The organism is Actinacidiphila epipremni, from assembly GCF_012034175.1.
Classification (GTDB): domain Bacteria; phylum Actinomycetota; class Actinomycetes; order Streptomycetales; family Streptomycetaceae; genus Actinacidiphila; species Actinacidiphila epipremni.
On sequence record NZ_JAATEJ010000013.1, the window covers coordinates 186,490 to 211,849 of the forward strand.

A 25,360-nucleotide genomic window follows, 5' to 3' on the forward strand; every position below is an offset into this window, starting at 1 on the left:
TGGACAGAGCGGGAAGATCACGGACGACTATCGCGAAACGTTCAGCACATCAGGTGATCCCGTGGCGGTAGGCGTATCCGACCGCCTGCGCCCGGTCGCGCACCCCGGTCTTCGCGAAGAGGTTGTTGATATGCGTCTTCACCGTGGCCATGCTCACGTGCAGCCGCCCGGCGATCTCGGTGTTGGACAGCCCCGCGGCCACCAGCGCCAGCACTTCCGCCTCCCGGACCGTCAACCCGTCGGGCAGCTCCGGCGTGTCGCGCTGACGGCGCCCCGCTCCCCGCCTCCCCCGCACCCCTTCAGCACCCTCAGCCCCGTAAGCCTCCCTCGCCCCTTTCACCTCCTCCGCCTCCCGTGCCGTCAGCTTCTCCAGCACCCGGGCCTGCAGCGCCGGCGACAGCCCGGCCTTGCCGTCGGTGACATCCGCGATCACCCGGGCGATCTCGTCCCCTCCGGCGTCCTTGGTCAGATAGCCGCGCGCCCCCGCCCGCAGCGCCGGGAACAGCGAATCGTCGTCGTCGTACGTCGTGAGCACCACCACCTGCGTCCCCGGATGCTCGGCCCTGATCCGCCGGGTCGCCTCCACCCCGTCGCACCGCGGCATGCGCAGGTCCATCAGCACCACGTCCGGCCCGCGCTCGGCGACCAGCCGCACCGCCTCCTCCCCGTCCGCCGCCGCGCCCACCACCTCGATACCGGGCAGCAGCCCGAGCAGCATCACGATCCCCTCGCGCACGACCGTCTGGTCGTCCGCGACCACCACCCGCCTCATGCGGGCACCCGCAAGCGCACCACGAATCCCTCCTCCGCCGGCCCGGCGTCCAGTGCGCCGCCCAGCAGTTCGGCGCGCTCCCGCATCCCCACAAGACCGTAGCCGGAGCCGGTGGACCCCAGAGAGTTATCCACAGGCGCCTTGCCGCCGTAGTCCCGGAACTCCAGCTCCACCTCCTGCGGCCGGTACTCCAGCCGCAGCTCCACCCGTGCTCCCGGCGCGTGCTTGCGCACATTGGTCATGGCCTCCTGCGCCACCCGCCGCACCGCGAGCCCGGCCTCCGCCGGCAGCCCGCGCGACGGGCCCGCCACCACCAGCCGGGCGCCCTCGGCCGACACCAGCTCCCGCAGGAAGTCCTCGACCGGCGACATGTCGCCGCGCAGCGCCGACAGCGCCTGCCGGGTCTCGGCCAGCCCCTCGCGGGCCATCCGGCGCGCCGCCACGACCCTTTCCAGCACCACCTCCCGGTCCGCGCCCCGCTCGATCAGCAGCCGGGCCGCCTCCAGATGCACGGTCTGCGCCGACAGGCTGTGCGCCAGCACGTCATGGATCTCCCGGGCGATCCGCGCCCGCTCGTCCAGCGCGGCGGTCTCCGCCTCCGCCTTGAGCGCCGCCCGCTCCTGCGCGTGCAGCCGCTGCGCCTGGCCGCGCGCCTCCGCGTCCAGCCGCGCGGTGTAGCCCAGCAGGCACAGGCCCGCGACCGTCAGCAGCGACACCAGCCAGCCGTCCGAGCGGCCCAGCAACCCGAAGTCCACCAGCGCGACCGCCGCCAGCGGCACAGCCGCGCCCAGCGGCAGCCGCTGGATGGAGACCACCGCCGACGCGCACAGCAGCACCCCGGCCGCGACCGGCGCGCCCAGCGCCTGGCACGCCGCGCCGCCGCCCACCAGCAACGCGATCAGGCCCACCGACGGCCACAGCAGATGCCGCAGCGTGCAGCGGAAGAACAGCCACAGCACCACGCTCCCGGCGGCGATGCCGAGCAGCGCCAACGCCGTCTGCCAGCCCGCCAGCTGGGTCTTCGCGACCGTCGACCACACCGCGAGGGCCAGCAGCACTACCCGGACGCCGGCACCGATCCCGCGCCGGCGCGCCGACCGGTGCGAGCGGTCCAGGGCCTCCCGGGAGGGCCAGGACGTCCACATACTCATGCAACCGTACGGTACGACGGCTCCACGGCCCGGGCCCTGTGCACGAGCAGCGCGGCACGTATCAGCAGCGTCAGGGCGACCGCGAGCAGCACGGAGCCGCTGCCCTCGTGCACCCCGAGCGCGGCGCCCGCGCCGTACAGCCCGATCCGCAGGGCTATGCCGACGCCCCACACGGCCAGGCTCGCCTTCGTGCCCTGCGACCACACCGCGCCGTCCGGCTCCCGCCACACCCGGGTGGTCCCCGCCCAGGCCAGGCCGATACCGGCGCCCACCAGCAGCTCGGCGACCAGCAGCGCGACGGACGCCCCGCGGTGCGCCGGGTCGGTCAGGCCCCCGTCCCGTATCGCCAGCACCAGCAGCACCGCCGGGATCAGCCACCAGCGACCGCCCGCGGAGATCTGGCGCGGGCGGACCTGGCGGGCGATGACCAGGCCGATGACCGCGACGATCACCAGAGCACTGAGCCAAGCGGACATGACGGGCGCCTCCGTAGCGTGGGCCGGCGACTGCCGGCGGACTGCCGATCACCGGCGGACTGCCGATGTCGTCGAATCTACGGAAACCCGCTGGTCAAAGGATCAAGCCCCGGGTTGAACCTTTCCCTCCACCCCCGGGTGGAGATCCCGGCCCCGGCCCACCCCCGCCGGGGTCACGGACACCGAAGGCGCTGTCAGTGGGTGCCACTAGTGTGACCGCCACGTGAGCAGGTGATCATCCGGCCACGCGTTCGGCGGAGGAGGGGCTGTGGGGAGCAGGGCGCAGGCCGGCAACGGCACGGCGGACAGCCGGGACGGCGGCGACGGCAGCGACAGCGGCAGCGACGGCAGAAGCAGCAGCGGGAGCGGGAGCGGCAGCAGCGGCGAGGGAGCCCGCACCGGCGCGGCGACGGCGCCGGCCGGGGTGGTCTTCCCCGACGAGGAGACGTTCACGATGCCCGCGGCATGGCGGCGGATCGTCCTCCCCCGGCGCGGCGGCATCCCGGTGGCCGTCGAGGCGCTGCGCCCGGAGGCGGCCAAAACGCTCGCCCGCCGCCGGCGCGAGGAGTCCGGCTGGATCGAGGAGATGCTCGCCTCGCCGGAGAGCGACCCGGAGGTCTGCGACGCCCTGCGCGCGCACCTGAGCGGCTCCCCCGACCCCCTCGGCGCCGCGGTGCTCGTGCACCTGACGGTGGAGCACGGGCTGCCGGACGGCATCTTCGTCGACGCCTGGTTCCAGACCCACGGTCCGGCCTTCGCCGCGCGGGCGGTGGTGGAACACTGCGGCGTCGCGGCCCACTACAAGCAGGCCGGGTCCCACCGGTGGGACGCCCGCCTCGCGCGCCGCCCGCTCGACCGGGCCGGCACCGACTGGTTGGGGCGGCAACTGGCCGACCGGCTCCGCGCCCTGCTGTCGGTGGCGCGGGAGGACGACTACCGGCAGGCCGTGGCCGCGCTGGCCGCCTGCCGGTCCGACCCCGCCGGCCGCGTCCTGGTGTCCTACCTCGTGCCCGACCGGGAGGACTGGGTCGCCGAGTGCTGCGCGGACCCCGTACCCGCCGACCAGGCACCGCCGGCGATGCTGCTGGCGTCCCTGAACTCCGCCGAGCAGGTGCCGCCTCTCGTGCCGCGGCCCGGCACGACCTGGCACGCCTGGACCCCGCGGCTGTTCGCCACGCTGGCGGAGGGCACGGGCAAGGGCTTCTCGCCGCTGCTCAAGGCGGCCATGGAGGGCGCCTACGACTCGGAGCGGATCAAGTCCCTCGCCGCGATCGCGCTCGAAGTGCCCACGGACGACGCCTTCGCGGTCCTGCTCGCCCGCGCCGGCGACAAGCGCGTGCGCCCGGCCCTGCTCACCGCGATGCGCCGCTACCCCGTACGGGCCCTGCGCCTGATGGGCGAGGCCGCGCGGGGCGAGACCGCGAACGCCGCCACGGTCCGGATGCTGCTCGGCGCGCACGTCCGGTCGTTCGCGGAGCTCGCGGCAGCCGCCCTGCCGGACCTGCCGGCCGAAGTGGCCGCCGTGGTCGGGCCGTTGCTCGTCCCCGCCGAGCGGATCCCCGACGCCGCCCCGCAGGCGCTGCCGCCGCTGCTGGCCGAGCCCCCGTGGGCGGGCAGGCGCACGGCGCGCAAGCCGCGGGTGGCGGCCGGTCGGATGCCGGTCCCGGAGCCGGGGCTGGTCTGGAACGAGGGCGAGCAGGCGGCGTGGGCGGCGACCGAGTCGTGGTACGCCTCGTGGCGCGGCACGTACGACTGGACGCAGGAGATCAAGGCGCTGCAGAACGGCGAGCCGGTCAAGGACGTCCGCGAGGCGCGGCTCTTCGTCGTGTGCGACGCGGACCTGGTGCGTCCGCTGCTGGCCACCTGGGTGCCGGAGGACTTCTGGGACGCCGAGGCGTCGCTAGAGCCGGTGGCCGCACGGTTCGGCCTCGACGCGCTGCCGCTGCTGCTCCATGCCTCGGCCCGGCAACCGGCCTCGCTCGGGGCGCTGCTGCTGCCGTATCGGGACGCCCCGGTTCGCGGGCCAGGTCTGCGACTGGCTGGCCCGGCTGAAGTCCGCCGACGCCACGGCCCGCGCGTGGCTGGCCCGGCACGGCCTGGCGGCCGTCGCCCACCTCGTCCCGCACGCGGTCGGCCCGGCCGGTGTCGCGCGGCGCGGCGGCGAGCGGGCGCTGCGGATCCTCGCGGTCGGCCACGGCGCGGACGCGGTCGTGCGGGCCGCCGCCGCGAACGGGGCGGAGGCTGCGGAGATCGTCGCGGAACTGCTGTCGGCCGACCCGCTGGTGAGCGCCCTGCCGGCCCGCATGCCGGTGGTCGGCGCCTGGGCGGACCCGGCGCTGCTGCCGCAGATCGTGCTGCGCGAGGGCGGCGCGCTGCCCGCCGACGCGGTACGCCACGTGCTCACCGTGCTGGCGCTGTCCAAGCCGGGTGACGTCTACCCGGGGGTGGAGGTGCTGGCCTCGGCGTGCACGCACGACTCGCTCGCCGCCTTCGCCTGGGGCCTGTTCGAGCAGTGGCGGCTGGCCGGGATGCCGGCGAAGGAGAGCTGGGCGCTGCACGCGCTGGGCTGGTTCGGCGACGACACGACGGTGCGCAGGCTGACGCCGATGCTGCGCGCGTGGCCGGGCGAGGGCGCGCACCACCGGGCGGTGGACGGGCTGGACGTGCTGGCGGCGATCGGCAGCGACGTGGCGCTGATGCATCTGCACGGCATCGCCCAGCGGGTGCCGTTCAAGGCGCTGAAGGTCCGCGCCCAGGAGAAGATCGCCGAGGTCGCCGCGGGCCTGGGGCTGACGGGCGAGCAGCTCGGCGACCGCCTCGTGCCGGACTTCGGGCTGGACGCGGACGGCAGCACCGTCATCGACTACGGCCCGCGCCGCTTCACCGTCGGCTTCGACGAGCAGCTGCGCCCGTACGTCCGCGACGGCGACGGCAAGCCCCGCAAGGCGCTGCCCGCGCCCGGCGCGAAGGACGACCCGGAGCTGGCGCCGGCCGAGCGCAAGCGGTTCGCGACGCTGAAGAAGGACGTCCGCGCCGTCGCCGCCGACCAGGTGCTGCGCCTGGAGGCCGCGATGGTCTCCGGGCGGACGTGGACGGCCGGCGAGTTCCGCGAGCTGTTCGTGGCGCACCCGCTGCTGTGGCATGTGGTGCGGCGGCTGGTCTGGCTGAGCGGGGCAGGCGGCGGCGAGGGCCCGGTGACGTCCTTCCGGGTGGCCGAGGACCGTACGTTCGCCGACGTCCGGGACGACGCCTTCGTCCTGCCCGACGACGCCACCGTGACGCTGGCGCACCCGCTGCGGCTGGGAGCGGAACTGGCCGCGTGGGCCGAGCTGTTCGCGGACTACGAGATCCTGCAGCCCTTCCCGCAGCTGGGCCGGCCGGTGCACGCGCTCACCGGCGAGGAGGCCGCGGGCCACCGGCTGGCCCGGTTCGAGGGCGCGAGCGTGCCGGCCGGCCGGCTGCTGGGCCTGACCAAGCGCGGCTGGCAGCGCGGAACCCCGCAGGACGCGGGCGTGGAGCGGTGGTTCCACCGGCAGGTGGGCGACAAGCGGCATCTGGTGATCGCGCTGGAGGAGGGGATCGCCGTCGGCATGGTCGACGCCTCCCACGACCAGGTCTTCGAGACGGTCTGGCTGGACACCGCGCCGGGCGACTACTGGGGCAGCCGTACGTACCCGCTGCGGCTGGGCGACCTCGACCCCGTCATCGCCTCCGAAGTGCTCGCCGACCTCACCGAGGTGACGGCGCGGTGACCACGACCGCAGTCGTGCCGGACGGCGGGCCCGAGCGGTCGCAGCGCCCGCCCGCCGAGGTGCGGCACGCCGCCGAACTGGCCGCGCTGCGGGCCGCGGACGAGGACCCGCGCCCGCCGGGCTGGCAGCTCAGCCTGCGGGCGGCCCGGCGCTTCGTCGTCGGGGACGAACAGGCGGGGATCAGCCGGAAGTTCGTCGGCAACACCTCGCTGGTGGAGCGGGCCCTGGTGAGCAAGCTGCTCCTGCGGCGCCGCGGGGGTGTGCCGGCACCGCATCGCGGTGGTGCTGGCCTACCAGCAGACGCCCGAGGAGGCTGCGGACTCCGGCGAGGTGATCGCGGACTGGTCCCCGGGCGAGTTCGACGACGAGGCGCTGGCCGCGGCGTTCGGCAGGCCCGCGCTGGCCGCCGCCCGCCGCACCCGCGCCCGCGGCTTCACCGCCCGCCTCCACCGCCCCACCCCCGACGCCCCGACCCCCCGCGCGGACCTCCCCAGCTGCACGGTGAGCTTCCCCGTGCCCCACGAGCCGGCCTACGCCCTGACGGACGCCGCGGAGTCGGTCCGCGGCGAGGTCGTGACACTCGCCGTGTGGGCCTTCCGCGCGGGCGACACGGAGGGTACGGACCAGGTGAGCGTGGGTGGGCGTACGGCTGCCGGCACCGCAGCCGAGGACGACGGCGTACGCCCCGACCGCCACCCAACCGCCACCACAGGCCACGCCCCGGCCACGCCAACCGCCGCCCAGCCCGCCAACGCCACCGCCAGGCACCACGCGGCCACGGTCACACCATCGCCGCCCGCCAGCCCCGGCGGCCCCGGCGCGGACCCGCTCCGGGGCGCCGTCGCGCTTGCCGACGAGTTGCTCCTCGACGGCGTCCGGCAGGCCGGACCGGTCTTCGGGGCGGCGTTGCGCCGCAGCCAGGACGCCCTCGCCGGCGCGCGCCTGCACTGGCCGGCCGGGGCTGTCGCGGAGTTGCGCGAGCAGGTGGAGGCGTATGCGGCGCGCGGCACGCGCTACGACCCGGAGCGCTTCGCGCGGCTGCTCGCCGAGTTGCACGCCAGGCAGCGGGCCGGTGGGCGCGACCCCGGCGCGGTGCTCGGCACCGAGGAGGCGCCGAGCACGCCGTTGCGCCGGGTGCGGCTGGTCGCCCTCGGCTGCCGGATCGGCGGCAGCGACCGGGACCGTACCGCCGAGACGTACTTCGCCCACCCGGACGCCGCCATCGTGCTCGTCCTGCGCAAGCGCTGGGAGTCGGCGGAGGGTCAGGAGCCCACCGGCCACGACCTCGCCGGCCGCCGGCTGCTCGGCGCTCCCCTGCGGGCGCTCGCCGCGGCGAACGTCGTGAGCGAGCGCACCGCGCGCAGCGCCGACCGTACGATCACCGTCTCGCGCGGCCGGATCGCCGCCGCCGGCGTCACCCCGGTCGGCTCGGCGTGGACGGAGCTGCCGGAGGCGCTGCTGCTCCGGGACGCCGCCGCGCACCTGCGGTCCCTCGGCGAGGGCCCGCCCCGGCTGGTGCGGCCCCGCGTCGAGGCGGAGTCCGTACGGGTCGTGGAGGTCGCGGCGGTGGCGGCGGTCGGGTACGACCCGGCGCGGCAGGTACTGGAGGCGGTGCTGCGGGACCCGGCGGGCACGGAGGTCGTCGTGCGGGCCGAGCACAACCCGCTGTGCCCGGCGCGGCTCGACGCCCTGGCCGCCGCGTTCGGTGACGGCGGGGCGGGCCCGGTCCGCTGGGTGAGCGGCATGCTGCACCGCGACCGCGGTCGTATCGTGCTCGACCCGCTGGCCGTACTGACGCCCGCCGGCGTCGTCGTGCCCGACCTCGCACCCGGCGAGGGCGCCGGCGCGCTGCCGCCGGCCGCGGCCACCCCGGCCGACCCTCTCACCGGCGCGCTCACGGAAGCCCTCGCCGCGCTGGCCGACGCCGCCCACCACGGGCTGCGCCACCTCGCGCCCGCCGCCCGCGGCCGGCTGGCCGGCGCGGCCGACCGCCTCCACCGCACGGGCCTGCACACCGCGGCCCGGCACCTGCGCGCCCTCGCGGCGGCCCTGCGCGACCAGGGCCTCTCGGCGGCGCCGCCCGTGTGGGTGACGGCGTATGTGCGGCTGAGCGCGACACTCGAAGCCCACCAGGAGTCGCGGCCCGCGTGACGGGGCCGCGCGGGCCGCGCGCCGGTCAGTAGCCGGGCGTCTTCACCAGCCTGTCCCGCCGGGCGGCGATCTTCGGCTGGTAGACCCGCGCGTCCCACTCCTCCGCCGCGACCGGCTCCAGGTCGATGGAGACCGCGCGCTCCTCCACGCCGAAGGCGTCCTGCACGGCGGCGGTGACGCGTTCGACGAGCCGGGCCTGCTGCTCGGGCGTGAGGGCGGCAGGGAAGTGCTCGATGGTCACATGGGGCATGTCGGTGTCCTTTCGGTCGGTGTCCCCGGCTGCGGAACCGGCTGCGGAACCGGCCCCGGCACGGGAACCGCAAGCGGAGCTACCGGCATCGGCGCCGGCTCCGGGTCCTGGCGGCGCTCGGCGCGCCGCAGCGCCTTGGCCAGTTCGTCCACCCCGGGGTCGCGCAGGGCCCCGTAGTGGTCGGCCTCCAGGGGGACGACGGTGGGCGGCAACACCGTACGGCCCGGGGCGCGTTCGAGGAAGGACGGCTCGTCGCCGCGGGCGCGGAAGACGGTGACCGGCGCCTGGATCCGGCGTGCGGCGGGGTCGGCGTCGGCGAAGCCGAGCCCGTACGTGCGGCGGACGACGGCGACGACCCGGCGGATCAGGGCCGGGTCCAGCTGCGGGAAGGCGCGCTCCACGAAGAGCGCGAAGCTCTCCGCGTCGGTCGCCTCGCGCAGGCACTCCGCCAGGCCCGGGCCGCCGACCCGCGCGGCGAAGACGGAGAAGAGGATGGTGGTGAACACCGGGTCCGCGAAGTCGGCCACCGCCGGACCCGTCACCGGAGCAGCCGAGGCACCCGGAACAGACACAGCAGCAGCCGCGCCCGCCCCCGCCCCGTCCGGCTGCGCCACCCCGCCCACCCGGGGCGACCCGGGCGCGAGCAGGAACAGCCGCTCCACCCGCTCCCCGGCCTGCTCCAGCTGCCACGCCGTTTCGAACGCGACCCGCGCCCCGAAGGAGTAGCCCCACAGCGTGTACGGCCCGGCCGGCTGCACCTCGCGCAGCGCGGCGATGTCGGCGGCGGCCATCTGCTCCAGCGACGCGTACGGCGACTCGCCCTCGTTGAGGCCGAAGGACTGGACCCCGTAGACGGGCCGGTCGCCGGGCGCGCGGGCGGCGAGCAGCCGCAGGTTCATGGTGAAGCCGCCCAGGCCCGGCCAGCAGAAGACCGGCGCCCCGCCGTCCCCGGCGCGCAGCGGCGCGAGCCGGGAGGGTGCGGTGGCGGTCCCGGCGGTGACGGCCTCGGCGAGCCGGGCGACGGTCGGCGCCTCGAAGAGCGTCTGCGGCGGCAGCCCGCACCCGAACGCCTCGTTGACGCGCCGCATGAGCGCCACCGCGACCAGCGAGTTCCCGCCGAGCCCGAAGAAGTCGTCGTGCACGGCCACATGGTCGCGCCGCATCGCCGACCGCCACAGCGCGCACAGCCGCTCCTCGACCCGGTTGCGCGGCTCGACCGGCGGCCCGGCCTGCGCGGCGGCCTCCTCGACGCGGGCGGCGAGCGCGAGCCGGTCGACCTTGCCGCTGGGCGTGTGCGGCAGCGCGGGCAGCACCAAAATCCGCGCGGGCAGCATGTACTGCGGGAGGACCGCGGCCAGGTCCTCCCGGATCAGCTCGGCGGGGCCCTTCATGTGGACCTGGTCCTCGTGCATGCCCTCGTGCCGCAGCTGCTCGTCGCTGACCTTGCCGCCGACGCAGAAGTACGAGGGCCCGGCCGGCCGCCCGGCGCCGCGCAGCACGACCGCCATCCGGCGCGCGGCGGGCAGGTCGTCGTCGCCGCGCGAGCTGTACCCGGCGGACATGAAGCCGAGGCCCGAGTCGTTGGTCATCAGGTGCTGCAGGCCGCGCCCGAGGTCGACATACGGCGTCCCGTCCGCCCTGCCCGTGGAGTTCCCACCCGCCGAGTCCGCCCCGCCCGCCGCGTTCCCGTCCGCGGCGCGGCTGACGAAGGTCACTCCGAACGACGCGCGTTCGTAGACCGCCTGGTTGATCGCGATGACGTGCCGTTTGAGCACCAGCTCCGCGCCGATCCGGTGCAGCGCGCCGGCCTCGTAGCGGTACTGCCCGCTGGGCAGCCCCGTGCCGCCGCCCGGGTGGATCTGCACATAGGCGTCGAGCAGCCGGCCGGCGGGCGGCAGGGCGTGCGCCGGGGTCCTGGGGGCCAGCGCGAAGGAGGCGAGCAGCCGGTCGCCCTCGGCGCAGCCGAGCAGCCGCGGCAGGCCGGGGTCGCGCGGGGCGTCGTCGAGGCCGAGGCCGTGGGCGGGCAGCACATGGTCGAACAGGCCGGCCATGTGCCCGGCCTCGATCTCCAGGACCTCCCAGATGTTCTTCTTGTAGACCGGCTCGATGGCCGCCCGGTGCCCCACGAGGTGCACCCGCAGCCCCGGCGCCGGTGTGTGGGCGCGGACCAGGACCAGTTCGTGGCCCACCGGGTGGTAGTAGTACGTGCCCGGTGCGAGCCCGGGCAGGCCACCGGCCTCCACGTACAACTGGGCGGCGTAGAGGGAGCCGGGTGAGGCGTAGGCGTATTTCGGCAGCAGCCGCTCCTGGCTGCGGTGCTGCCCGAAGTTGCGGAGTATGGCGCCGAGTTCGCCGAGCGTCAGCTCCTGCGGGCGGCGCGGCGGGGCTCCTTCGGTGCGGCGGCCGAGCGCGTCGAGCAGGTCGGCGGGCGTCGCGGTGCCGCCCTCGTAGAAGCGGTAGGTCTTGCGGGCGAAGGCCAGCCGGCGCTGCTCGGGGCTCGCGGCGGCGCCGGGCAGCGGCACGGCGGGCCGGCCGGCGAGGTCGGCGGCCGGGCGCACGCCGGGGTCGGACAGCTGGGCCCTGACCTGGAGCTTGGAGGACTTCGACACATGGTGGTCGGCGTGCTCGCCCTGGTCCATCAACGCGGCCTCGCGCGGGCTGAGTTCGACGCACGCAACCAGGCTGGGAATGCCGGTGCGGGCGTCGGTGTGCAGCAGGACCGCGGCGTTCTTGACCCAGTCGTGCGCCTCGATGGCCAGGCACACCTCGTCGAGTTCGATACGGAAGCCGTGCAGCTTGACCTGGTTGTCGGCGCGGCCGGCGAACTGGGCGGTGCCGTCGGGGTTCCACTGGGCGAGGTCGCCCGTGCGGTAGAGCCGTTCGTGGCCGGGCCCGGCGGCGATGCCGGGGAAGTCCGCCGCCGGGCGGAAGCGGTCGGCGGTGAGGTCGGGGCGGCCGAGGTAGCCGCGGGCCAACTGGACACCGCTGATGTGCAGTTCGCCGGTCTGCCCGGGCGGCACGGGCCGGCCGTGGGTGTCCAGGATGTGGTAGCGCAGGCCGCTGACGGGGGTGCCGATCGGCACCGCGTCGGGCCCGTCGCGCAGGGCGGCCGGGTCGACGACGTGCGCGGAGGTGTTGATGGTGCACTCGGTGGGCCCGTAGAGGTTGACCAGGGCGGTGCCGGGCAGCGCCCCGGTGACCTTCGCGGCCAGGGTGCGGGAGAGGGCCTCGCCGCCGCTGAAGAGGTGGGTGAGGGAGCGGCAGCGGTGCAGTTCGTCGGTCTCCACCAGGGCCCGCAGCAGTGTCGGCACGCCTTGCAGGACGGTGACGCCGTAGCGGACGACGGTCTCCACCAGCCGGGCCGGGTCGCGGTGGATGCCGCCGGCGCCGACGACGACCCGGCTGCCGCAGGCGGGCGCGAGGATCTCCCACTGGGCGGCGTCGAAGCTCACCGGCGACTTGAGCAGGACGGTGCTGCGCGGGCCGAGCCCGAAGGTGCGGCCGAGCCAGTCCATCTGGTGGGCGATGGAGCGGTGCTCGATCGCCACGCCCTTGGGCCGGCCGGTGCTGCCCGAGGTGTAGATGACGTACGCCAGGTCCGCCGGGCCCGGCCGGTCGAGGGGCCCCGCGGGGTCGGCGGCGGAGCTGCCGCGGGTGAACTTCACGACGTCGTCCGGCGTGACGACCTCGGGGCCGCCGTCGCCGGGCCCGGTGCCCAGTACGTCGGCGAGCCGGTGCCGCAGCGCGTCCTGGGTGATCACCACCCGCACCCCGGCGTCCCGCGCGATGTGCCGGATGCGCTCGGGCGGGTAGTCCGGGGCGAGCGGGAGGTAGCCGCCGCCGGAGCGCAGCACGCCCCACACGCCGGTCATCAGCTCCAGGGACGGCTCGACGAAGACGCCCACCGGGGTGTCGGGGCCGACCCCGAGGTGCCGCAGGAAGCGGGCCATGTCCTCGGCCTGGTCGGCCAGTTCGCGGAAGGTCAGCGACTCGCCCTCGCACACCACGGCGATGTCGCCGGGCCGGGCGAGCGCCTGCGCGGCCAGCAGATCGGGGAGCAGGCCGGGCGGCGCACCGGGCAGGCGGGTCGCGGCGGCGTTCCGGCTGTGCGTCACGGATTTCCCCCTCGTCCGGCGGTCACGGCCTGGCTCGAACGTACGGATCCGGCCCGGCGCCCGGGACGGCGGCGACCCCCGCAATCAGCGCAGTGCGGCAACCCGAACCATGGACGGCGTGGCCATCGCGCCCCGGACGGCGGCAGGTTGTGGGCGAGCGCGTGCACCGGGCGTACGGCGGCGGCCCGCGGGGCGCACGACCCGCACATCCCGCACGAACCAGCACGAACCAGCAAAGACCGCACGGCCCCGCACGACCCGCACCACGCGCACAGCCCCGCACAGGTACACGGTGATACGGAGGGCCCCGTGACCGAACTGTCCACCGGCGGCGTGACCGGCGTCGTCGGCTCGCTCGACGAACTCGTCGGCAACACACCGATGTTGCGGCTGAGCCTGGACGGGCTGCCGGCCGACGCGCACGTCCTGGCCAAGCTGGAGTCGGCCAACCCGCTGTCCAGCATCAAGGACCGGGCCGCCCTGTTCATGCTGCGGGCCGCCGAGGAGTCGGGCGCGCTGCGGCCCGGCGGCACGGTCATCGAGTCGACCTCGGGCAACACCGGCATCGCGCTGGCGGCGCTGGCCGCCGCCCGCGGCTACGGCTGCCGGATCGTGCTGCCGGACAACGCCTCGCGCGAGCGGGTGCTGACGCTGCGCATGCTGGGCGCGCAGGTGGAGTTCACCGACTACACGCTGGGCTTCGCCGGCTGCGTGGAGCGCGCCGAGCAGCTGCACGCCCGCACGCCGGACTCCTGGTACGCCGCCCAGCACGTCAACGCCGACAACGTACGGGCCCACTACGAGACGACCGGCCCGGAGATCTGGCGGGACACCGGCGGGCGGGTCGACCACCTGGTGTGCACGGTCGGCACCGGCGGCACCCTGACCGGCATCGCGCACTACCTGCGGGAGCGCAATCCGGCCCTGCACGTCGTCGCGGTGGAGCCGGCCGGCTCCGCGCTGCTGTCCGGCGGCGAGCCGGGCCCGCACCGCATCCCGGGCCTGAACGGCGGCTTCACCAGCCCCGTCACGGACGTCGGCGTCATCGACGAGGTGATCGCGGTCGAGGACGAGGACGCCGCGGCCACCACCCGCGCGCTGGCGTCGTCGGCCGGGCTGCTGGTCGGGGTGTCGGCGGGCGCGGCGGCGTACGGCTGTCTTGAACTGGCGCGCCGGCACGACCTGTCGGGCGCTACCGTCGTCACGGTCTTCCCGGACACCGGTGAGCGCTACCTGAGTTGGTGGACCGACGCGCAGTCCTCGGAGCGAGACGGATCGGACGGCATCAGCCATGAATCCTGAGGCCACGCTGCTGCTCGTCGGCGCGACCGACGAGACCGTCGGGAAGGCCAAGCGGCTGGGCCTGGACGTCCTGCTGCTCCAGCACCCCACCAAGACCACCGACCGGCAACGGGAGTTGGCCGACCTGCTGGAGGTCGTGGACTACACCCGCTGGGAATTGGTGCGGCCGATCGCCGAACGCTGGCGCGAGGCCCCCGGTTTCGCCGCCGTCACGTCCATCACCGAGCCGGGGCTGGAGAACGCCGGGCGCCTCAACGACCTGTTCGGCCTCGGCGGCACCGGCTACGAGGTGACGCGGCGGCTGCGCGACAAGGCCGCGATGCGCGCCCACCTGGCGGCCGTCGATCCCGCGGCGGTCCTGGCCCGGCCGCTGGCCGCCCGCGAGGACCTGGACGCCTTCGGCGCCGAGGCCGGCTACCCCTTCGTCGTCAAGCCCACCGACGCCACCGCGAGCATCGGTGTGCAGCGCCTGGACGGCCCCGCGGACGCCGACCGGGTGTGGGCGCGGGTGCGGGAGCTGTCCGGCACCAGGACCGACCGGGTCTCCACGCTGATGCTGCTCCAGGACTTCCTGATGGAGGAGTATCTGGACGGCCCCGAATTCAGCGTCGAGTCCTTCAGCTCCGCGGGGCGGCATGTGGTCGTCGCCGTCACGGAGAAGTTCACCGACCCGGCGCATTTCGCCGAGCTGGGCCACGCCGTCCCGGCCCGGCTCTCCCTGGCCGACGAGGACCGGATACGCGAGGCCGTCATCGCCTTCCTGGACCGGGTCGGCATCCGGGACGGCGTCTGCCACACCGAGATCCGGCTCGGCGCCCGCGGCCCGCGGGTCGTCGAGAGCCACAACCGCGTCGCCGGCGACGCCATCCCCGAGCTGGTGCTCGCGGTCTACGGCATCGACACGATCGAGCTCGCCCTCGCCGCCCCCTTCGGCCTCGCCCCGGAACTGCCCGACCGCCCCGAGCCGCACGGCGGCGCCGCGGTCCGCTCGGTGGTGGGCCGGCCGGGCGACGTCGTGGAGTGCGTCGAGGGCGCCGCCGAGGCGCGGGCCCTCGACGACGTGCTGGCGGTACGGATCAGCGCCGCGCCCGGCGAGACGGTGCGCCCGCTGCGGGACAACTGGGACCGGCTCGGCCTGGTCGCGGTGACCGGCCCCGACACGACCGCGGCGGTCCGGCGCGGCGCCGAGCTGATCCGCGACGTGGTGCAGGTCCGGGTCAAGGACCCGGACGGCCGGCCCGGTGTCGCCGTCGTGGCCGAAGTGCCCTCCGGTGGGCCCTCCGACGTGCCCTCCGGGGCTCCCTCCGGTGCGCCTTCCGGCGTGGGCGAGCCCGTGGAGGCCAGGTCGTGAGCGTGCTGATCCTGCACCGCAACCCGCTGGCCGCCTTCCCGTACCGCCGCTGGCTGGACGGTGACGCCCCCGGCGTCGCCGCGCCCGCCCCGTACGGCGGCGACATCGTCATGCTCGCCGCGCGCGACAAGATCGAGCTGGCGGGCGAGCCGCTGCCCGCGCCCGGCGACCTCGACGTCACGTACTTCGAGCTGTTCGGCACCCTCGACGACCCGGCGGTGCCCGCCCGGGCGCTGGCGCTGGCCGAGCAGTACCGCGTCACGCACGTCATCGCCCACCACGAGGCGGACGTCCAGCTCGCCGCCGGCTTACGCGAACGCCTCGGCCTGGACGGCGCGTGGAGCGCCGACATCGCGCCCTTCCGCGACAAGCTGCTGATGAAGCGGCTCGCGGCCGGCGCCGGCATCGAGGTCGCCCCGCACACCGCCCCTCGAACCGCCGGCCAGGCCCGGGACTTCGCCGCCGCGCACGGCTTCCCGCTGGTGCTCAAGGACCGCGCCGGCTACAACTCGGTCGGCCTGCGCATCCTGCGCGACCCGGCGGAGCTGGAGCCGGCGCTCGCCGACGCCTACCGGGACGGGCCGCGCGAGGACCTGATCGCGGAAGGCTATGTCGCGGGGCGGATGTGCCACGTCGACGGGCTGGTCGTGGACGGCCGCACGGTCGCCGCCTGGCCGTCGCAGTACCAGTACGAGCTGGCGTCGTTCGGCTCCGACCCGGGCCCGCGGGTCGATCTGACCCTCGATGTCGACGACCCGCTCACACCGCGGCTGCTGGACCTCGTGGAGCGGACGCTCGCCGCGCTGCGGCCGGCCGGCTCCCGGCTGCGCACCCACGCCTTCCACGCCGAGGTCTTCCACACCCCCGACGACCGCCTGGTGCTGTGCGAGATCGCCGGCCGCTCGGGCGGCGCGAAGATCCGCGAGGTCTTCGAGACGCTGTTCGGCGTCCAGCTCGCCGTGCAGGTCACCCGGGCCGAGGCGGGCCTGCCGCTGCCGGTGGTCGAGGGCACGCCGGGCGGTCCCGGGCCGCTGCTGCCGCGCTGCATGTCGGGGCAGGTGCTGACGATGAAGCGGCCCGGGCTGGTCCGCGCGCTGCCGGCGCCGCCGCGGGAGGAATGGGTGCGCGGCTTCTGGCTGTTCGCCGAGGAGGGCCAGGTCATCGCGCCGGCCGCCGGCTCAGCGGACTTCCTGACCGCGGCGGTGGGCTCCGCCCCGACCCGTACCGAGTGCGAGCGGCGGCTGCGGGCGCTGGGCGACCGGGTCATCGCCGAGACGAAGATCGTGCCCGCCCCCGAGCCGGGGGACGCCCGGTGAGGGAGCGGCTGTCCTCCGTGCGCTACCGCTACATGCTCGGCATGGTCGTGGACGCGACCGGCAGCGGCATGTACGTCCCGATGTCGCTGCTGTACTTCCACCACGTCACCGGCCTGCCGCTGACCCAGGTCGGCGTCATCATGACCACCGCCTCGGTCATCGGCCTGGTGAGCAACCCGGTCGCCGGTGTCCTCATCGACCGCTTCGGCGCCCGGACGATCCTCATCGGCACCTATGTGCTGCGCGCCGCCGCCTTCTGCGTCTACCCGTTCGTCCACAACGGCGTCGCGATGTTCGCGGTCGTGCTGCCGGTCGCGCTCGGCGACACCTCCTACCCGCCGGCCATCCAGTCCTTCGTCGCCGAGATCGTGCGGGGCACCGAGCGCGACAAGCTGCTGGCCCTCCAGCGCAGCCTGCGCAACGCCGGCCTCGGCGTCGGCGGCCTGCTCGCCGGCGCCGCCCTCGCGCTGGACACCTCCGGCTTCTACGTCGTCGTCATCGGCGCCGCGCTCGGTTACGTGGCCGCCGCCGCGCTGCTCGGCACGATCCGCTCCGGCACCGCCGAGCAGCCGCCCGGCACCCGGGTCTCCCGCAAGGGCGGCTACCGGATGGTCGCCCGCAACCGGCCCTTCCTGGGCCTGACGCTGCTCAACATCCCCACCGCCTTCGGCTACATGGTGCTCTCGGTGGCGCTCCCGGTGTACCTGACGCGGGAGCTGGACGCCCCGGTGTCGCTGGTGGGCTTCGTCTACGCGGTCAACACCGTGGGGATCGCGGTGCTCCAGGTCCCCGTCAGCCGGGTCCTGGTCCGCTACCGCAGGACGCGGGCGGTCGCGCTCGGCGCGGCGGTCTTCGCGCTGTCGTTCACGACCTTCGCGGTGCTGGGCAGCGTGTCGACCGGGGCGGCGCTGATCGCCGGGGTGTTCGCGGCGACCGCGATGTTCACCGCGGGCGAGCTGCTGCACGGCGCGATGGCCTCGGCGCTGGTGGCGCAGGCCGCGCCCGAGGAGACCCGGGGCCGGCACCTGGCCGTCTACCAGCTGTCGTGGGCGGTGCCCATCGCGCTCGCCCCGACCGTGCTGACCGCCCTGCTGTCGTGGACGCCCACCGGGATGTGGCTGCTGCTCGCGGCGGGCGCGGCGGGCGCGGCGACCGGCGTGCTGCGACTGGAGCGCACCCTGCCGCAGGGCGCGGTGCACCCCGTACCGCCCCGGGCGGAACCGGCCCTGACCACCACCGGCCCGTCCAGGAAGGCGGCCTGACATGGGAGTGTCCAGCTGGCGCGTACTCGGCGCGGAGGACCCGGAGTTCGCCGCGGCCGACGCCCCGGGGCAGAGCGGACTGGTCAGCCAACTGCGGCCACTGATCGCCGAGTTCACCGAGCCCGGGGACCTGGTGTTCGACCCGTTCGCCGGATGGGGCACCACGCTGCTGGCGTGCGCGGCCGAGGGGCGGCGCGGGGTCGGCGTCGAGATCGACCCGGAGCGGGCCGAGCAGGCGCGGCGGCGGGTCGCCGACCGCCCCGGGCAGCGCATGCTGTGCGGTGACGCCCGCACCCCGCCGCTCGGCCCGGACACCGTGGACCTGGTCCTGTGCGACCTGCCGTACTTCGGCACGGACCTCAACCAGGAGGCGGCCGGCAGCGGCCAGCTCTACGCCCTGCGCGACTACGACGCCTACCTGGCGGCGCTCGACGCGATCCTCGCGGCGGTGGTGCGGGTGATGCGGCCCGGCGCGTACGCGGTGGTCGCCGCCCAGAACCGCCGGATCGGCGACGGGTTCGTGCCGCTGGCCTGGGACGTGGCGCGGCTGCTCGGCGGCCGGCTGACGCTGGGGGACGAGCGCGTCCACCTCTACGACTGGCCGGTCAAGGACGACGGCGACCCGATGCGGACCAACCGCTCGCACGAGTATCTGCTGACGGCCCGCAAGGAGGGCTGAGCCCGGGGTCGGCCGGCCCGCGGGAAGCCGCCGCGTACTCGCTGCGGGCCAGCCGGTAGCCCAGCTGGAAGCGGTGCTGGGCGCCGTACTGCTCGCGCAGGGTCGCGACATGGCCCTGCACCGAGCGCAGGCTCATGCCGAGCCGGCGGGCGATGGCCTTGTCGGAGCGGCCCTCGATGAGCAGCGCCATGATCGCCCGGCGCACGTCGGGCACCACGTCCTGCGCGGCGTCCGCGGCCCGCACCGGGCGGAAGGGGAAGCCCTCGGCCCGTACCCAGGCCCGTTCGTAGACGTCGCGCAGGAACGCCACGACGGCGCGGTCGCGTACCAGCGCCGCGGTGTGGCCGTCCTCGTCGCCGGGGATGAGGGCGGTGTCGCCGTCGACGATGATGAGCCGGTCGAAGAACTCGGGCAGTGTGCGCACTTCCCCGCCGCCGGCCTGGACCTGCCGGACGTAGGTCTTGGTGGGTTCGGAGAAGCGGGCGCTGTGCTGGAAGAGGGTGCGCAGGGCCACCCCGCGCCCCAGCGGGACCCGGACCGTCGCGTAGGCCTCCTCCATGCTCGCCGCCGGGCACCGGCCGTCCGGCTGGGCGGTGCACAGCTCCCGGCGGGCCCCCCACATGACATCGCGGATCGCGTCCTGCACGGCGTCCGGGCCCTCGATGTGCCGGATGCCGCCGTGCGCGTCCGCACCGGGGTCCGGCGCGGACCCGCCCTCGGTGAGGACGAGTTGCACGGCGGTCTCGGTGGCGAAGCGTCTGAGGCTGCCGAGCGCGTCCGCGATCCGCAGCAGCGACTGCGGTAAGTTCGCCTCCGCGGACGCCGGGGATTCCGGGGCGGGGGTGGTGCCTGCGCTCATTCGATCGTCCTTTCCCTGACTCACGTCGGACACGGTGCGAGGTCCGCGGAGCTCGCCCCCGCGTCCCCCGCCGGGTACGGAACCGGGCACGAAGGAACATGTCGCCGCCGGGCCGCCATGATCCGGCCATGGCCCGGCAGCGCGACCGTACACGGAGATCACCCGGACCGACCAGCGCCGCGTACCCCACTCAACGGGCCGCGTACCCCCTACTCCCGTGCCCGCGGACGACACGACGGTGCCCGGCTCGGGGGGAGCCGGGCACCGTGCGAGGGTGGATCAGGCGGTCATGGCGTCAGCTGGCCGGGTCAGTAGTGCCCCGCCTTCCGCGCCACGGTCACCGTGAAGGTGCCGGTGGTGCTGGACAGCGAGTCCCAGACGGTGACGTGCACGGTGTACGTGCCCGGCTGCCGGTACGTGTGGGTCCCGCTCATCGCGCCGGCGGCGCCGACGGTGACGTCCGCGGGGACGCTGCCGTCACCCCACTGGACCTGCGCGTGGTAGCCGGTGGCGTCCGGGACGCCGCCGGTGACCGAACCGAGCGCCGCGGTCAGGGCCTTGCCGGCGGTGGCCTTCTGGTCCTGGCCGGCGGTCGCCGCCAGGGCGGGCGCCGGGGTGCCGTCGTCCGCGATCGCGAACACATGGATCCGGCCGGCGGTACCGGGGTCGCCGGTCTGCTTCGGCAGGGTGATCGAGACCAGTTGCTTGCCCGCGGGGATCTGGTACGGGGCGGTGGCCAGCAGGAACGGCTGGGCGCCGTCCTTGCTGGTGCCGTGCAGCCGGTAGGCGGACTTGGCGACGACGATGTTGCCGTACGCCGGGGTGCCGTTGGCGTTGCCGCCGAGCGTCCAGTCGCTCAGCTGGATCGGGACGGCGGCGGTGCTGCCGTCGCTGAAGGTCGCCGTCGCGGTGGTGCTCTGGTTGCCCTCGGTGCCGGCGCCGACGAAGGAGATGCTCGTGGCGTCGGCCGGCAGGTGCAGGGCGACGGTGCTGCCGTTGCCGGTCGCGTCGTCCGGCGCGCCCGCGCCGGTCGCCGGGATCGTGAAGTGCAGCGTGGTGCCCGGCACGTCGGCCTGCTTGCCGGCGGTCACACCGGCGTCGGCGAGCGCGGCGCGCGAGTAGCCGTAGCCGACCGAGTCGCAGTTCGCGGCCAGGACGCCGTCGTCGCCGAGGCAGACGGTGTCGAAGGCGGCCGTGAGGCTCTGCGCCGGGGCGTAGGAGACGTTCACGCCGACCGTCGCGGCGCCTTGCGTACGGCCGTCGGTGGCCTGGACGCTCGCCTGGTAGTAGCCGGGCTTTGCGTAGGTGTGCGCCCCGGAGACGCCGTAGACGCCGCGCGAGCTGGCCGAGACGGTGCCGGCGGTGGCCGGGGTGCCGTCGCCCCAGTCGACGGTGGCCTTGTAGGCGCTCGCGGTGCCGCCGGTGACGGTCGCCAGCGGCACGGAGACCGCGACGCCCGCGGTCGCCGGCACCGGGTTCTGCGCGGCGGCGACCGAGACGGCCCTGCCGCCGAGCTGGACGTCACCGCCGGCCAGCAGCTCGACCTCGGCGAGGTTGGCCTGCGCGGCCCCCACCGTCTTGCTCACCACCAGCCGGAACTGCGCGAACTTGCCGGGCCTGGCGATCGTGAAGGGCCTGGTCTGGTCGCGCCACGGGAAGACCTCGCCGTGCCGGGAGTCCACCGTGGTCCAGGTGATGCCGTCGTTGGAGCCCTGGAGCTTCCAGTCCTCCGGGTCGCCGGCGGCCGAACCCGAGGTGAGGGTGTAGGTCGTCGGCGCCTGCCGGCCGCCGCGGTACGCCCAGGTGACCTGCGGCGTACCGGTGGCGAAGGTGACCTGCGTCCTGGACGTGTCGTCGAAGAGCTTGGCGGCGTCCTGGCCGCCGTCGGCGGTCGCGGTGCCCAGGCCCGGGCCGGTGGTGTCCTGCAGCGGCTGCGGCACCGCGCTGCCCTTGGTCAGGGACGGCGGGGCGTCGTTGGCGCCGGTGCCCCACGAGGAGGGCCTCGGGCCCATGGCGAAGTCGATCGTCCCGCCGTGCGCGAGCACCGAGAAGTCGATGGACACCGAGCGCTGCGGCTTGCCGTTGACCCGCACGCCCTGCACGTACACGTTCGCCGTGCTGTTGGCGGGCGCGTTGACGACGATGTCGCCGGTGCTGCGGTGGACGGTCATCTTGGTGAACTGCGGCGAGCCGATGGCCCAGTTGGACGAGCCGACCTGGAGCGGGTAGATGCCCAGCGAGCTGAGGACGTACCACGACGACGACTCGCCGTTGTCCTCGTCACCCGGGTAGCCCTGGCCGATCTCGTCGCCGACGTAGAGCCGCTGCATGATCTCCCGCACCAGCGCCTGGGTCTTGGCGGGCGCGCCGGCGTAGTCGTACATGTAGGGGATGTGGTGCGAGGGCTGGTTGCTCATGCCGAGCTGGCCCATCCGCACGGCCTGCGCCTCGACCATCTCGTGGATGGTGCCGCCGTAGCCGCCGGGGTGGTCGGCGTTCTCCGGCGTGGCGAAGAACTGGTCGAGCTTCTTCTCCAGGCCCTTCTTGCCACCGTAGAGGTTGGCCAGGCCCTGGCCGTCCTGCTGGGCGGTGAAGGCGTAGTTCCAGCCGTCGGTCTCGGTGTAGACGCCGCCCCAGTCCAGCGGGTCGCCGGCCAGGAAGTCACCGGCGGCGGTGCGGCCCTCGAAGAACTTGGTGTTCTTGTCGAAGAGGTTGACGTAGTCGCGGGCCCGCTGGAGGAAGTACGCGGACTCCTCCTTGATCCTGGCCCGGTCCGCCTTCGGCGTCTTCGGGTCCTTGGCCAGCGCCGCGCCCATGTTGCCGATGCCGTAGTCGCTGATGAAGCCCTCCAGCGCCCACGACACCGACTCGCCGGTGGTGGTGGGGGTGTAGCCGAGGAAGATCGACGACTCGATGCCCTTGCGGCCCACCTCGCTGCGGCCGGAGGCGACGGTGGCGTCCTTGACGATGGCGTCGTAGGCCGACAGCGGGTCGGGCAGCTTCACGCCGTTGAGGTACGCCTCGGCGATCGCGTTGTCGGCGCTGGTGCCGGTCATCAGGTCGGCGTAGCCGGGCGAGGACCAGCGGGCGATCCAGCCGCCGTCGCGGTACTGCTGGACGAAGCCGTCGGAGATCTTGGCCGCGACGTCCGGGTAGAGCAGCGAGTACGCCGGCCACACCGTGCGGTAGGTGTCCCAGAAGCCGTTGTTCACGTAGATCTGGCCGTCGACGAGCTTCGCGCCGGTGGAGGTGGCGGTCGTCGTGCCGGTCGCGGGCGACACCGGGCTGGCGTACTGCCAGTGCGGGGCGGCGGCCGTACCGGTGTTCTCCGACTGGGAGTTGGGGTACAGGTTGAGCCGGTAGAGGTTGGAGTACAGCGTCACCTTCTGGGTGTCGCTCGCGCCCTGCACCGCTATCCGGCCGAGCCGCTCGTTCCAGGCCGCGGTCGCGGCGGCGTGGATCTGGTCGAAGGTGCGGCCGGTGACCTCCAGGGCGAGGTTCTTGCCCGCCTGGGCGGTGGAGATGAACGACGTGGCTATGCGCAGCGTCACCTGCCGGTCGGCGGAGGTGTCGAAGGTCGCGGCGGTGCCGGTGGCGGCCGTCGGGGCGCGGTCGAAGGTGCCGGAGACGAACATCCGGGTGTGGCCGGCGGACAGGCCGCTGCCGTTGTCGACGTAGCCGGTGAAGGTGCCGTCCGTGCCGATGCTGAAGGTGCCGTTGTAGAAGACCAGGCTTCCGGTGGACTGCCCGGCGGGGAAGGTGAACTGCATGACGCCGCCGTGGTCGGTCGGCGACATCCGGGCGACCAGGCCGTCCTGCAGGGTGACCTGGTAGAGGTCGGGGCGGGCGATCTCGTCGTCATGGCTGAAGGCGAGGGCGCGGCCGGCCGGCTGGCCGGTGAGCGATCCGCCGGCGGGCACGGGCATGACCGACATCTGGTCGCGGTCGCCCATCCAGGGGCTCGGCTCGTGCGAGATCGCCAGGCCCTGGAGCATCGGCAGGTTCGCCGCGTTGTTGGCCTGCTGGTACTCGTACTCCCACGAGTTGGAGGCGGCGTCGGTGACCGGGGTGAAGAAGTTGAAGCCGTTGGGCACCGCGGCCAGCGGCAGGTTGTTGCCGCGGGAGAAGGAGCCGGAGGCGTTGGTGCCGCGGCGGGTGTCGACGTAATTGGTCAGGCTGGAGGCGTCGACCGGCGTCGGCGTGCCCGTGACGGTGACGTCGTCGAGCCAGCCCTGGAAGCGGGTCGCGGCCTTGGCCTTCGGGTCGTCGTAGGCGAAGAGGACGCGGTCGATCGTCTTGCCCGCGGCGACCTTGCCGATGTCGGACTGGACGGCGTTCCACTGGTCGGCGTAGAGCACCTTGGAGGCGCCTTGCCCGGCCGCGGTGAGCGCGAAGCCGTGGCTGTCGACCGCCTTGAGCCTGCTGAGGTACGTCCCGTCGGTGAAGTGCAGGTCCACGGCGGCGTACTGCGACGGGTACTGCGTGTCGTGGCCGGTGAACTCGGGGAAGATCTTGTACGACAGGCGGGTCTTCGGCCCGACCGGGATGTGGACGTCGAAGAGCCGGTTGGTCGCGGAGGACTCACCGTCGGCCTGGGCGCCGCCGGAGTAGCGCAGCGAGGCCACACCGGTGAAGCCGGCGCTGGCCTTCATGTTGTAGCCGCTGACCGGGCCGGCGCCGGGGCTGGTGACCATCGCGGTGGCCGGCGGCTGGGTGGTGGTGCCGTCGCTGATGTCCCAGTCGGCCAACTGGACGATGGAGTCACCGGAGTTGGCGGTGACGTCCAGCCGGTAGTAGGCGTAGGCCGTGGTGTTGGCGAAGCTGTAGGTGTTGGTGGCGAAACGGCCGCTGAAGGTGACCCCGGTGTGCTTGTCGAGGTCCGTCCACGCCTTGCCGTCGTCGGAGCCCTGGAGGGCGAAGTCCTTGGGGTCGCGGGTCGGCGAGTCGTTCGCGGAGGTCAGCGAGTACTTCACCACCGCGGCGGGCTTGCCCAGTTGGTAGGCGGCCCAGCCGGTCGAGGCGAAGGCCAGCCACTTGGTGGACGGGTTGCCGTCCTTGAGGTTGACCGCGACCTCGCCGGGCGGGTTCTCGGCGCTCGCGGTCACCGCGGTGACCTGGCCGAGCAGGCTGCCGGGCAGGCCCGAGGGGCTCGACCCGCTCAGGTTCTTCTGCAGCGGCTTGCCGTGCGCGTCGACCTCGACGGTGTTCACGGCCGGCTGCGGATCGGCCGACTCGAAGGAGGAGCCGAAGCTCCCCGCCTCCGGAGCACCGCCGTGCGCCGACGCCGCGTGCGCCGCCGACGGCACGGCGAGCGCCAGCACCGGCAGCGTCAACGCCGCGGCTGCACTCACCCACCGTCTCAGGGGCAGCAGGCGGGCGTGAGGGTGTTGTGACACGAATGACCCTTTCCATGGGAAAGCTGCCGCGGCCGTCGCCTGCCGCGGGTGGTAGTCCCGGCTGCCGTCCTCCGTCCGTCCCCGGTCCTGGGGGCCGATGGAGACGACCTCGGCCGTCGTCCTGAAAACGCCGCTAGCGTGGCTCGCTTGGACAACGTTGTCAACAACTTCTGACGAAGAAAATGGGGCTGGGGCGGTGGTGAGGCGACTTTCCTCAACAAAAGTCGACCTGACGCGACATCAGGTGGGTGGGGCGGGGCCGGGCCGCGGCGGGCGGCGCGGGGCGCGCGGCGCGGGCGTACGGGGTCGGCGGTGGGCGGCCGGTGGGCGCGTGCGCCGGCCGGCGGGGGGCGCGGCCAGGCGGTCGGGCAGGCCGTGCCGGCGGCAGGCGGCAGAGCGGCGGGGGGGGGGGGGGGGGGGGGGGGGGGGGGGGCGGGGGGGGGGGGGGGGGGGGGGTGGGGGGGGGGGGGGGGGGGGCGGGGGGGGGGGGGGGGGGGGGGGGGGGGGCGGGGGGGGGGGGGGGGGGGG

General features: G+C 74.8%; 15 protein-coding genes. 8 read left to right on the plus strand and 7 right to left on the minus strand.

Annotation, left to right across the window (positions count from 1 at the left end):
• Positions 1-49: 49 nt before the first annotated feature.
• From HCN08_RS17950 to HCN08_RS17960, 3 genes are read right to left on the minus strand one after another with little or no spacing between them, the layout of a single operon-like run.
• Positions 50-772: a response regulator transcription factor gene (locus tag HCN08_RS17950; RefSeq protein WP_167984122.1), complete on the minus strand. Its 723-nt coding sequence runs from the start codon at positions 770-772 to the stop codon at positions 50-52.
• Positions 769-1,923 (minus strand): sensor histidine kinase, encoded by a 1,155-nt coding sequence (locus HCN08_RS17955; RefSeq protein ID WP_167984123.1) that lies wholly within the window; start codon positions 1,921-1,923, stop codon positions 769-771. The genes HCN08_RS17950 and HCN08_RS17955 overlap by 4 nt, the downstream gene beginning before the upstream one ends.
• Complete coding sequence (locus HCN08_RS17960) at positions 1,920-2,399, minus strand: DUF1453 family protein (protein ID WP_167984124.1); 480 nt, start codon at positions 2,397-2,399, stop codon at positions 1,920-1,922. The genes HCN08_RS17955 and HCN08_RS17960 overlap by 4 nt, the downstream gene beginning before the upstream one ends.
• Before the next feature lie 268 nt (positions 2,400-2,667).
• Here HCN08_RS17960 and HCN08_RS36610 point away from each other — a divergent pair, with 268 nt between their 5' ends.
• The 3 genes from HCN08_RS36610 to HCN08_RS17970 all read left to right on the plus strand — a co-directional run bounded on the left by HCN08_RS36610 (position 2,668) and on the right by HCN08_RS17970 (position 8,302).
• On the plus strand, positions 2,668-4,830 hold the full coding sequence (locus HCN08_RS36610) for a hypothetical protein (protein ID WP_322974520.1): 2,163 nt from the start codon (positions 2,668-2,670) through the stop codon (positions 4,828-4,830).
• 265 nt (positions 4,831-5,095) lie between these two features.
• Positions 5,096-6,151, plus strand: coding sequence for a DUF4132 domain-containing protein (locus tag HCN08_RS35430; RefSeq protein ID WP_322974523.1), 1,056 nt, complete (start codon positions 5,096-5,098; stop codon positions 6,149-6,151).
• A gap of 258 nt (positions 6,152-6,409) precedes the next feature.
• Positions 6,410-8,302 carry a hypothetical protein gene (locus HCN08_RS17970; protein ID WP_167984125.1) on the plus strand — a complete coding sequence of 631 codons (1,893 nt, stop codon included), beginning with the start codon at positions 6,410-6,412 and terminating at the stop codon, positions 8,300-8,302.
• A gap of 25 nt (positions 8,303-8,327) precedes the next feature.
• Here the strand turns inward: HCN08_RS17970 and HCN08_RS17975 are convergent, their stop codons facing one another.
• Positions 8,328-8,552: a tautomerase family protein gene (locus HCN08_RS17975; RefSeq protein ID WP_167984126.1), complete on the minus strand. Its 225-nt coding sequence runs from the start codon at positions 8,550-8,552 to the stop codon at positions 8,328-8,330.
• A complete protein-coding gene (locus tag HCN08_RS17980; RefSeq protein ID WP_322974521.1) occupies positions 8,540-12,667 on the minus strand; it encodes a non-ribosomal peptide synthetase family protein in 4,128 nt (1,375 codons plus the stop codon). The genes HCN08_RS17975 and HCN08_RS17980 overlap by 13 nt, the downstream gene beginning before the upstream one ends.
• Positions 12,668-12,976: 309 nt before the next feature.
• Here HCN08_RS17980 and HCN08_RS17985 point away from each other — a divergent pair, with 309 nt between their 5' ends.
• Genes HCN08_RS17985 through HCN08_RS18005 form a run of 5 tightly spaced genes read left to right on the plus strand, consistent with a single transcriptional unit; the run spans position 12,977 to position 18,577 of the window.
• A complete protein-coding gene (locus HCN08_RS17985; RefSeq protein ID WP_167984127.1) occupies positions 12,977-13,969 on the plus strand; it encodes a PLP-dependent cysteine synthase family protein in 993 nt (330 codons plus the stop codon).
• Positions 13,959-15,320: an ATP-grasp domain-containing protein gene (locus tag HCN08_RS17990; RefSeq protein WP_167984128.1), complete on the plus strand. Its 1,362-nt coding sequence runs from the start codon at positions 13,959-13,961 to the stop codon at positions 15,318-15,320. Before HCN08_RS17985 ends, HCN08_RS17990 begins: the two co-directional genes overlap by 11 nt.
• Positions 15,317-16,636, plus strand: a complete 1,320-nt coding sequence (locus tag HCN08_RS17995) for an ATP-grasp domain-containing protein (RefSeq protein ID WP_167984129.1) — start codon at positions 15,317-15,319, stop codon at positions 16,634-16,636. Before HCN08_RS17990 ends, HCN08_RS17995 begins: the two co-directional genes overlap by 4 nt.
• Entirely contained in the window at positions 16,633-17,898 is a 1,266-nt protein-coding gene (locus tag HCN08_RS18000) for an MFS transporter (RefSeq protein ID WP_167984130.1), read from the plus strand. Before HCN08_RS17995 ends, HCN08_RS18000 begins: the two co-directional genes overlap by 4 nt.
• Position 17,899: 1 nt before the next feature.
• Positions 17,900-18,577, plus strand: a complete 678-nt coding sequence (locus HCN08_RS18005; protein WP_167984131.1) for a DNA methyltransferase — start codon at positions 17,900-17,902, stop codon at positions 18,575-18,577.
• On the opposite strand, the gene HCN08_RS18010 is transcribed toward HCN08_RS18005, so the two are convergent.
• Together HCN08_RS18010 and HCN08_RS36210 are read right to left on the minus strand one after the other, a co-directional pair.
• Positions 18,504-19,436: a LuxR family transcriptional regulator gene (locus HCN08_RS18010; protein WP_167984132.1), complete on the minus strand. Its 933-nt coding sequence runs from the start codon at positions 19,434-19,436 to the stop codon at positions 18,504-18,506. The genes HCN08_RS18005 and HCN08_RS18010 overlap by 74 nt on opposite strands.
• Before the next feature lie 308 nt (positions 19,437-19,744).
• A complete protein-coding gene (locus HCN08_RS36210) occupies positions 19,745-24,787 on the minus strand; it encodes a GH92 family glycosyl hydrolase (protein WP_167984133.1) in 5,043 nt (1,680 codons plus the stop codon).
• Positions 24,788-25,360 lie beyond the last annotated feature (573 nt).

What these genes read in the sequence shown, in the direction of transcription:
- HCN08_RS17960 (WP_167984124.1), bottom strand. Translation starts at nt 2,399, where the DNA reads ATGTCCGCTTGGCTCAGTGCTCTGGTGATCGTCGCGGTCATCGGCCTG.
- HCN08_RS17950 (WP_167984122.1), bottom strand. Translation starts at nt 772, where the DNA reads ATGAGGCGGGTGGTGGTCGCGGACGACCAGACGGTCGTGCGCGAGGGG.
- HCN08_RS18010 (WP_167984132.1), bottom strand. Translation starts at nt 19,436, where the DNA reads ATGAGCGCAGGCACCACCCCCGCCCCGGAATCCCCGGCGTCCGCGGAG.
- HCN08_RS35430 (WP_322974523.1), top strand. Translation starts at nt 5,096, where the DNA reads ATGCATCTGCACGGCATCGCCCAGCGGGTGCCGTTCAAGGCGCTGAAG.
- HCN08_RS18005 (WP_167984131.1), top strand. Translation starts at nt 17,900, where the DNA reads ATGGGAGTGTCCAGCTGGCGCGTACTCGGCGCGGAGGACCCGGAGTTC.
- HCN08_RS17955 (WP_167984123.1), bottom strand. Translation starts at nt 1,923, where the DNA reads ATGAGTATGTGGACGTCCTGGCCCTCCCGGGAGGCCCTGGACCGCTCG.
- HCN08_RS17975 (WP_167984126.1), bottom strand. Translation starts at nt 8,552, where the DNA reads ATGCCCCATGTGACCATCGAGCACTTCCCTGCCGCCCTCACGCCCGAG.
- HCN08_RS17990 (WP_167984128.1), top strand. Translation starts at nt 13,959, where the DNA reads ATGAATCCTGAGGCCACGCTGCTGCTCGTCGGCGCGACCGACGAGACC.